7 protein-coding genes are annotated in these 9,651 nt (G+C 71.8%); 1 reads left to right on the top strand and 6 read right to left on the bottom strand.

Annotated features, from left to right (window positions below; genetic code table 11):
• Positions 1-946: 946 nt before the first annotated feature.
• Positions 947-1,150, bottom strand: a complete 204-nt coding sequence (locus tag FrCorBMG51_RS07790; RefSeq protein WP_047222418.1) for a hypothetical protein — start codon at positions 1,148-1,150, stop codon at positions 947-949.
• A gap of 504 nt (positions 1,151-1,654) precedes the next feature.
• Positions 1,655-1,975, bottom strand: a complete 321-nt coding sequence (locus tag FrCorBMG51_RS24875; RefSeq protein ID WP_052914457.1) for a hypothetical protein — start codon at positions 1,973-1,975, stop codon at positions 1,655-1,657.
• Positions 1,976-2,150: 175 nt separating this feature from the next.
• Here FrCorBMG51_RS24875 and FrCorBMG51_RS28035 point away from each other — a divergent pair, with 175 nt between their 5' ends.
• Entirely contained in the window at positions 2,151-2,315 is a 165-nt protein-coding gene (locus FrCorBMG51_RS28035; RefSeq protein ID WP_157180430.1) for a hypothetical protein, read from the top strand.
• 653 nt (positions 2,316-2,968) lie between these two features.
• On the opposite strand, the gene FrCorBMG51_RS07800 is transcribed toward FrCorBMG51_RS28035, so the two are convergent.
• From FrCorBMG51_RS07800 to FrCorBMG51_RS34530, 4 genes are all read right to left on the bottom strand, one after another.
• Positions 2,969-6,160: a DUF5682 family protein gene (locus FrCorBMG51_RS07800; RefSeq protein ID WP_235433408.1), complete on the bottom strand. Its 3,192-nt coding sequence runs from the start codon at positions 6,158-6,160 to the stop codon at positions 2,969-2,971.
• A gap of 29 nt (positions 6,161-6,189) precedes the next feature.
• Positions 6,190-7,302, bottom strand: coding sequence for an ATP-binding protein (locus tag FrCorBMG51_RS07805; RefSeq protein ID WP_047222419.1), 1,113 nt, complete (start codon positions 7,300-7,302; stop codon positions 6,190-6,192).
• Between the two features lie 99 nt (positions 7,303-7,401).
• On the bottom strand, positions 7,402-8,991 hold the full coding sequence (locus tag FrCorBMG51_RS07810; RefSeq protein ID WP_235433409.1) for a VWA domain-containing protein: 1,590 nt from the start codon (positions 8,989-8,991) through the stop codon (positions 7,402-7,404).
• Positions 8,988-9,629: a hypothetical protein gene (locus FrCorBMG51_RS34530; RefSeq protein WP_200902369.1), complete on the bottom strand. Its 642-nt coding sequence runs from the start codon at positions 9,627-9,629 to the stop codon at positions 8,988-8,990. The genes FrCorBMG51_RS07810 and FrCorBMG51_RS34530 overlap by 4 nt, the downstream gene beginning before the upstream one ends.
• Positions 9,630-9,651 lie beyond the last annotated feature (22 nt).

A 9,651-nucleotide genomic window follows, 5' to 3' on the forward strand; every position in this document is an offset into this window, starting at 1 on the left:
CGGGCGTCCACCCCCCGCGCGCACAGCGCGACAAGTATGTCTATGGCACGGGCCCGGTTCTTGTTCGCCCCCGGACGGCCAATGTGAATCATGACGACCGGGGTGCGCGTCCCTTCGGGAACACTCTCCAGCGCACGCCGGCGGGCCGCGATGGCGACACCGAACGGCTCGACCTCCAGCCCGTTGTAGATCACCCGGCAGCGTGGGTCGACCCGCCACTCCGGACGCCACAGCTCGCGCATGACCGCCTCGCACACGGCCAGCAGATCGGTCGCGTTCGCGTCGAGCGCCGCCCGTCCCGTCTCGTGCCGCAGCAGCGCACCGGCGTTGCGCCCCCGCCGGTGGGTGCTGCCACCAGGCCAGCCGGTTCCGGCTGCGGCCCACCCGGTTCCGGCGGCGGGTCTTCCGGTTCTGCCACCGGGCCGGCCGACGGTGTCACCAGGCCCGTCGTCCCTGACCCGGAAGTGCGCGACCCGGCGCGGCACACCGGCCATCCGGGCGATACCGAACACGAGCCCGGTGGCATCCGACGCGTACGCGTGGACGACCTGCGGGCGCACGCGGCGCAGCAGCAGGTAGAAGGTGAGCGGGAAGGCCGGGCCGAGCCGGCGGTAGTACACCTCGCCCCCGAGCGAACGGATCTCGTCGTCGAGGTCGCCCCGCCGGCCGCTGAGCGAGCAGAACACCAACCGGAACTCGTTCGGGTCGAGCCGGCGCATCAGCTCCACGGTGCGCAGCTGCGCCCCGCCCCGGTTCATCTCCTCGACCAGGTACATCACCGTCCGTGGCTGCCTGTCGGGTGTCTCGGCCGACCCGGACGTACCTGCCTGCTCGCTCCCGACCGCCGACCGGCCTGGATCACCGGCCCGGCCAGACCCGGCCAGACCCGCGGCGGGGCCCGCGGTGGGGCCCGCGGTGGAGGGAGCGGCGGTGGACAGATCGGTCGTCATGACCACCGCACCGCCTCGCCCGCGGCGCTTCCGCCCACCCCGACGGAACCACCTGTGGCGAGGATGTCCCACCGGTCGTGGTCCCGGGTGGCGCTTCCACCCAGCCCGACGGAACCACCCAGCCCGGCATGACCACCCATCCCGACGCCGCCCTCCGGTGGCCGGCGCAACCGTACGTCCGTCGCGACGACGACCCCCATACCGCCCTCCCTGCTTCCCTCTTCAAGTCTCTTCAGGCTTCCGGTCCGCTACGATCTCCAGGCGGACGGGACGACCCAGCCGCGCCCTCCGGCAGCGCCTGTCCAGCCCTTCAGGCACGCGAACACAAGTGATCATGTGCCCTTCGGCGGGTGCTTCTCCAGGCCGCTGTCTCGGCTCCCTCGCCTCGAAACGGACCGGCAGCGCAACCGACCACATCCACATCCACCAGCAAACTTAACCTACAGGAATTGACATACTACCTTTGGTTACGATCGTGGAACAGGTCCCGACAGCAGTAGCCGGACCACGGCGTCCCACAGGCATGCGCAGCCCGCGCGGCACAGTGCGACCAGGGCGACGGCGTCGATTCCGACCCGGGCCGGTGGCAGCTGCCGAAGCTTCTCGGCCGTGGACACGGCCGGGCGTGCGTCCGTGGGGACGTCGCAGCAGATGATCCCGACGTGAGACCGGAACGCGAGGCCGGAATCGGTACGATTCGATGATCACCGCCGAGGGGCGAGTGCGGCGGCGGTGGCGTCGATGATGTTCTCACGTACGGAGACGGCCAACTCCCCAGGCCGCCCACCGAACCGAACGGCGCCGGATGAGCCGGCGAGCGGGCCCGACGGTCGACGTGAACGGGGGGATGCCCGTGAGGCGACGTCGCGGATGGCCGCGTCGAGTCCCCCGCTGGCGATCCGGTCGGTGAAAGCGAGGCGTCGGGTCACAAGATAGAGCTCTGCGACCGGGATGGGCAGGCGTAGCCGGTCCTGGCAGCACGCAACCAGAGTGTGCGGTTCGGCGATGTTCTCGAACGTGAACATCCAGTGGTAGGGGCGGCGTCCAGGTGTCCGACCAGGGCGCTCCCAGCGGTCACCGAACTGCTCAGGAGCGGCACCAGCCGTCCGCGGCAGAATCCGCGATCCGCGGGGCTTTCACCAGCCCCCACATACGTCTGCGTCTACATCGGAATAGCGTGTAGGGATGGAGATTTACGGTGTGGCAGTCCCAGAGCCACACGAAGTCGTGGGCGAAGCTCCACCGGACGTAGTCGCTGCTGTCGCAGAGTCTGGCGAGACGACAGACGACGCCATCGTCTGCATGGGCTTCCAGGCGTTCGACGACCTGCTGGGCGAGCTTGTCGAGCACCCGCAGGTCAGCTGATCCCCGGCAATTTTTTCGTGGCACGGAACAGTTACCGTGCTTGTTATGCCCACCTTCCAGCCGGGGAGCCGGTTTCTCACCGAGTTCCACCGACTCAGCGCCGTGGATCAGGCCGCATTCCGGCGTGCGGTGGCGCTGTTCCACGAAGGGCTGGCTGCCGGACGGTTCCATCCCTCACTACGTGTAAAGAGTTACCAGTCTCTCCCCGGTGTCAACAAGATGACGTGGGCGCGAAACGGCCGTGCTCTGTGGCGGTATGGGTTACCTGTGCGGCCTGGACATGCGCGCATGATCTTGCTGTGGATCGGAACACATGACATATACAAGCGGTAGATACCGTTCTTCCACGCGTCATCTCTCCCACGCGCCGTCGTCAGCCGTTCCGACAATCCAGAAAATACAGTGATTGTATTATTTGGTGAAACTCCCGCTGAATGGATCGACGTCTGGAGAGCCGTCGGATCGCCACCCGAGTCCGGTGGCTGTCCGCTGGCGTGGTTGCCGAGTCAGGAGCAGGGAAAGTTCGATCTCGGCTGTGACAGCCGGTGCGGCGCCGTGGTGTCTCGAGCGAGGACGCCGGCCAGGCCGTGCCGGCAGTCGGCGTGGCCTGGCCCGTCCTGTGGCCAGTGCTCAGATGGCCAGCGCTCAGATGGTCAGTGCGCGAGCAGGCCGGTGACCGCGGCCGCTGTCTCCGGGTAGCGGTCGAGCAGCAGGATGGCCCCGTCCCGGGTGGCCCCGTCGTCTCGGCCGGCGGGCGTGGGCTGGCCCGGCGCGGCGGTCGCCGGCCAGGCCGGGGCGAGGCCGAGCAGCGTCGCCACCGCGTCGGTGGTGGCCGGGTGGGCGACGAGCAGGTCCGGTACCAGGCCGGCCGCCGGCCGCGCGGCCCGCGCCGCGTCGGCCCCGCCGGCCCGCGCCCCGGCGGTCGAGGCGTCGGCCGCCGGGGCCGGCGGCCGGGACGACCAGGGGGCGGTCCACGCGTCCAGCGCGGGAAGAGCCCCCGGGAACGTGCGGCCCGCCTCCCGCACCAGCGTGGGCATGTGCTCGCCGGCGTGGTCGCGCAGTGTCGTGATCAGCGTCGGGAGCCAGGGGAGCAGAACCCGGTCCGGCAGGCGGGCGAACGCCCTGGACATGATCTCGACGACGAACGGCGCCAGCGTCGGCACCGGCTCCAGAGCCTGCACGAAGCCGGCCAGGTAGCGCGGGAACGCGCCAGTGACCAGCGGGTTGGTGAGCAGGTCGTCGCAGCGGGCCCGCAGCTCGGCCGGGGTGAGCTGGCCGAGACGGGTCTGCGCGGCCCACAGCAGCGCCGTCCGTTCGGGCTCCCGCGGGTGGGACTGACGCACGGCCAGCTCCAGCTGGGCCCGGTCACAGCCGAGCGCGAGCGCGAGGTTCTCCAGCGTCAGCAGGAAGCCGAGCATGGAGGCGACCTGGCGCACGCCGGTGTCGTCGGCCGTGAACGCCGTCGGCAGCAGGGTGCAGTAGTGCGCGTAGCCCTCCTTGACGAACCGCTCGCACCACTCTGGCAGGGCGGCCGGCTCGGTGACACGGTAGTGGTCGAGCAGCCGCCGGATCCGGCGCAGCACCTCCGGCGCGTCGTCCACCGTCCGCTCGCCGGTGAGCAACTCGACAGCGTGGGCGCCGAGCTCGTCGGCCAGCCGCCGGCTGCCGAGGAACGTGACGGCGTCCTCGACGGCGGCGAGCGCGACGGCCGTGGTGGCCTTCGGATCCCAGGCGGTGCGGCGCAGCCGCTGTTCCAGGGCCTGCTCGACGGTGACCGCCTCGTAGCCCAGCTCGATGAGCGCACGCTGGTGCTTACCGATCGACAGGTCCCAGCTCTCCTGCGTCGACCGCTCCCCCAGCCGGCGAACGCCGAGGATCGGGCGAACGGCGCCGTCGGGCAGCAGATAGCGCAGCATCCACAGCAGATCGGAGCAGGGCGCGAGCTCAGGGGCAGCGGTCAGGTCGAGCAGGGCGCGCTGCACCGTGCGTCTGGACAGGTCGAGCCCGAGCGGGGTCAGCCGGTCGTGGACGTCGCGGGCCAGCGGCGGGAGGGCGTCGTAGCCGACCTGGCCGACCCGGTCGCCGCCGAGCAGGATCTCGCACAGCCGGCGCACGTCGCGCCGGCCGGGCACGACGTCCTTCTCGATGCAGGTGACGGCGGCGTCCTGGAAGTCGTACGGCGTGGGACGGGCCCGGTTGCGCAGGCCGGCGAGCAGGATCGACGTCTCGAACACGGCGATGGCGTCGGCCGTGCTGGCGAGGTAGCCGTTGCGGCGGGCCAGCCGGACGATGTCGACGCACCAGCCGAGCAGCTCGTCCTCGTCGATCCCGTCCAGCGCCGGCGGGCGCTCCAGAAAGCCGGACAGCCGCTCGGCGTCCGTCCCGGGCCCGCCGCCCGCGGCCGGGCTGTTGGCGCTGCCCGCGGCCGGGCTGGCGGCCCGGGGCCTCGCAGTCCGCCCGCCCTTCCTCGCGGCACCGGCGCCGGCCTTCCTGGCTGTGCTGGCGCCGGGCTGGCCGGCGAGCCGGAACGGCGCGACGCCCGAGCGGGCCAGCGCCTTCGCCCACGTCGCCGCGGCGATCGACACCGAGCCGCCGGCCAGCCCGAACTGGGCCTCGATCGCGGAGTTGCTGGACGGGATGAGCCCGTACAGCCACCTGGTCGGTGTCACCGGGCCGATCTCGTAGCCCGCCACCGGCGCCGCGGCGGCCTCCTGGCCGTGCTCGGCCTGGCCGTGCTCAATCTGGCCATGCTCGACCTGGCTGTGCTCAACGGGGCCGGACGACGAGGGTGTCGTGCCGAACTCGGGAACGCGGCTGACGGCGTGGAAGGCGCCGCAGACGTACAGGCAGTCGTCGCGGTCGGTGCCGGAGGCCGCAAGGTGCTCCCGAATCCGGGTCCACATGTGGCGCTCGCGTTCCTCGTCGCGGGCGAGCCTGCCGTCCCCGGCCGGGGTGAGCCGGCGGAACAGGCTGCCGACGAGCGCCAGGGCCTGCCGGTAGGTGCCGTGGTCGGCGTCTGAGAGCGGCTGTTCGACGTACTGGTCCCACCACTCGGACCAGTGCCGGACCCGGCCGTGGCGCAACAGGAACTCCTCGAGCTCGGCGAACCGGGGCCGCAGGTCGCCGAGCTCGACGCCGACGGCGTCGCCGTGCAGCGCCGCCTCCTCACCGTCCTGGTCCGGGCCACCATGGTCCGGCTCGCCCGTGCCCGTCGGCGCCGGGCCCGGGGGTCCGTCGGCCCGGTCCGGCCGGTGGTGGTTCTCCCACTGGAAGAGGTGGTCGGCCGACCAGTCGACGAGCACGAGCTCGACGTCCGGCGTCTCGAGCGCGTAGGCGATCGCCTGGTGCTCGGCCGACGCCTCGGTGATCGGGGCGACCACGCTCAGCGGCCCCACGCCGGCGGGGAAACCCTCGAGCTCGTGGGCGAAGGCCTGTAGGGCGACCGGCAGCCGGCAGTTGCGCAGCTCGCCGAGGATCGGCCGTAGGTCCTCGCAGAGCTCCAGGTAGATGACCCTGGGCCGTTTCTCCCGCAGCCGCCGGGCCATCGCCAGGGCGGAGGCCGGCGAGTGGTGACAGACCGGGAAGATCTCCAGCGGCTCGGCCAGCGCCCAGGCGACGTCGTCGACCAGGCCCGCCAGGATCTCGGCGAGCGCGGCCGAATCCGCGGCGAAAGCCGCCGCGGCGTCCACCAGCCGCGCCCGCAGCTGGCCGAACGGCCCGTCCAGGCCCGCCGCCACGGCGCCGTCCGCCGCGGGCCCACCTGGCACGCCCGCGAGCGCGTCACCGGCCAGCGCGACGCCGGCCGGCCCGTCGTCGGCCAGCCCGTCGTCGGCGAGGGTGCTCATGGCGTCCCGGCTCCTCTCCGTCGCCATGTTCAGGACAGGACGGCGATCGCCTGGCGCCCGCCCTCGAGAAACTCGGGCCACAGGCCGCCGTCCTTCCTGCCCCGTGGCTCGACCACGCCGTGCAGGTACTTGTTGAGGATGGCGAGGTCCTCGGAGCTGCGCCGGGCGAGGGAGCCGACCAGTGAGCTCGCCAGCGTGCCGGCGTGCAGCTGCTTCTCGCCGAAGAACTGGCTGTGCAGGATCGCGTCCTCCAGGACGCCGATCTGCTCGGCCGTGGACAGCGCCGACTCGAGCTTCTCGTCGTCGCTGGTCGCCGACGCGGCGGCGGTGCGCAGGTCGGCGAAGCTCTGCAGCAGGATGTCGAGCAGGGTCGGTGGGAGGTCGAGCTCGATCTGGTGGCGGCGCAGCAGCTCGGCGGTGCGGAACCGGACGATGTCCGCCTCGCTGCGCCTGTTCGTCACCACGGGGATCCGGACGAAGTTGAAGCGCCGCTTGAGCGCCGAGCTCAGGTCGTTGACGCCCCGGTCCCGGCTGTTGGCCGTCGCGATGACCGAGAAGCCGGGTTTGGCGAACACGACGTTGTCGTTGTCCAGCTCGGGGATGGACACGTACTTCTCGGAGAGGATCGAGATCAGCGCATCCTGGACGTCGCTGGTCGAGCGGGTCAGCTCCTCGAAGCGGCCGATGACGCCACGCTCCATCGCCGTCATGATCGGCGATGGGATCATCGACTCGCGGGACTGCCCCTGGGCGATCACCATCGAGACGTTCCACGAGTACTTGATGTGGTCCTCGGTGGTACCGGCGGTGCCCTGCACGACCAGTGTCGAGTCGCGGCTGATGGCGGCGGCGAGCAGTTCGGCGAGCCAGCTCTTGCCGGTCCCCGGGTCGCCGATGAGCAGCAGACCGCGGTCGGAGGCGAGGGTGACGACGGCGCGCTCGACCAGGCTGGCGTCACCGAACCACTTCTGGTCGACCTGGCGGCCCAGCTTGTCGGACTTCTGGGAGCCGAGTACGAACAGCCGGACCATGCGCGGGCTCAGCCGCCACGAGTAGGGCTTCGGCCCGTCGTCGACGGACTCCAGCCAGTCCAGCTCGTCGGCGTACTTGACCTCGGCGGGGGCACGCAGCATCTCGGTCATCGAGGTTCTCCTGCGGTGTCGGCTTGCGGGGGAGGGATTATGGGGGAGGGAAAGGACGCTGGGAAGGCACGGCGCGCGGGGTGACAGCGCCGGCCGTCCTCAGGCCAGGAAGTTCTTCAGCTCGACGACGAGTTTGCGGATGTGACCGGAGATGACCGGCGTCCCCAGGTCCTTGAAGCGCTGCCGGAACCAGGGGTTCACGCTCGCCTGGCCGGAGCTGTTCACGGACCCGACCGGGATGAACTTCGCGCCCGAGCGGTGGATCGCCTCGAACGAGGCGAACAGCTGCTCGACGTGGGACTCGTAGTAGTCCGAGATCCACACCAGCACCGTGTTGCGCGGATCGGTGATCTTCGGACGGGCGAGCGTCATCGCGGCCGTGCCGTCGGTGCCGCCGCCGAGGCGGGTGTGCAGCAGGACCTCGAACGGGTCGTGCACCCAGGGGGTGAGATCGAGCGCGCGGGTGTCGTAGGCGACGAGGTGGACGTCCACCCTGGGCAGCCCGGCGAAGATCGACGCCAGGATCGTGCAGTTCACCATCGCGTCGACCATCGAGCCCGACTGGTCGACGACCACGATCAGCCGGGCCGGCGTGGTGCGCCGCGCGGTCTGCCGGTAGTACAGCCGGTCGACGTAGAGGCGCTGGTCCTCGGCGTTCCAGTTGGGCAGGTTCTTCCAGATCGTGCGGTCGATGTCGAGGTTGCGGAACACCCGCTTCGGCGGCACGGAGCGGTCGATCGTCCCGACGCTCGCCTTCTCCACCTGGGTGCGCAGCACCTCGGCCACCTCGTCGACGAACCGGCGGATCAGCGCCTTCGCGTTGGCGAGCGCGACGCCGGACAGGTTGTGCTTGTCACGCAGCAACTGCTCGACCAGCGACATACTCGGGATGAGCCGGCTGGCGAGCGCGTTGTTCGCCAGCACCTCGCGCAGGTGCATGCGGCGCACCAGATCGGCCTCGACGTCGGCGAGCGTGCCGTTCAGCTCGAAGCCGTCGCCGGTGCCCGTTCCCGCGCCGGCCCCCGGCCCGAGCGCCCGCCGCAGCCACTCCGCGTCGGACTGCCAGCCGGACAGCTGGGTCGCCGACACGCTGCCCGACCCGGTCGCGAACACGTTGAGCAGCAGCTTGGAGACCAGCACGGCGCGCCGCACCTCGTCCATTCCGACCCCCGTGCCCGTTTCGGCCGCCGCGCCAGCCCCGCCGGCCCCGCCCGACGGCTCCGCCGCCCCGCCCACCGCCTCAGCCGCGGGCGCGCCGCCGTCGGCCGTCGCGCCACCAGCTGGCGGCGGCCCGCTCCCGGCCAGGGCGACGTCGGTCTCGACCGCGTCGTCTTCTCCTCCGGTCCCGTCGTTCGCGACCTCGTCGTCCACGGTCTCGCTGTTCGCGGTCTCGCTGCCCTGGCCCAGCAGGCCCAGCAGATCGGCGGCGAGCGCGGGGAAGCGCTGCACGACGGTGTCGACGGAGACGGCCGGGTCCAGGAGAGCGGCCGGCAGGTCGAGATCGTCGACGATCGCCAGGCTCGCCGACTCCAGCGCGAGCTGCTCGTCCACGGCGAAGATCCGGGAGAGCAGCCGCCAGTACAGGACCTGGCGCCGGTTCTCGGCGACCGTGTCGAACGGGCCGGCCTCCCCCGCCAGGGTCTGCCGGGTCTGCCGGATCTGCCGGGTCACGTTCGTGGATGCGGTCACTTGCGCAGCAGCCTCCCGGCGCGCTCACGCAGGACAGCCACCGTGTCGCCGTTCCTGGCGTGCGCCTTCTCGATCTTCGGATCGGTGACCCCGAGGGCCCAGTCACCGACGTGCACCGCCGCCGGCTTACGCCTGACCACGGCCTGGGCCGCGAGTGGGCGCAGCCGCCAGGCGCCGCCGTCCCAGCGCAGCAGCCCGAGGCAGGCGGACGAGGCGGCCAGCAGCTCGGGAGTGAGCGGGCCATGGCTCGCCGCCGGGTTCGCGACGACCGGGCTGACGTCGACGTCGAGGACGGCCCCGCCCAGGTCGAGCGTGACCGTCCGCCGCTCGGCGTCGAACGCGGCCGCGTAATCTTCCACGAGCACCGGCTCGGCGATCCGGACGGGGTGGCGGTCCAGCGGCACCGCGGCCGGCGCGACCGCCCTCCCGAGCAGGACCCGGGCGGTCACGAACGGGTCCGCCGCGTCGGCGAGCCGCGCCGCGTCCTCCCGCCACACCAGGTCGCAGCCCTCGAGCAGCGCCATCTCGACGATCTCGACCGCGCGGTGCTCGGCGAGCGCGCCCAGCAGGACCGGGTAGGCGCTCAGCAGGTGCCACAGCGCAGGCCCGACGATCGTGTCCACCTTCGCGGCGGTCACCCCGGCGCGCACCAGCCGTGGC

The organism is Protofrankia coriariae (assembly GCF_001017755.1).
In the GTDB taxonomy this organism is placed as follows: domain Bacteria; phylum Actinomycetota; class Actinomycetes; order Frankiales; family Frankiaceae; genus Protofrankia; species Protofrankia coriariae.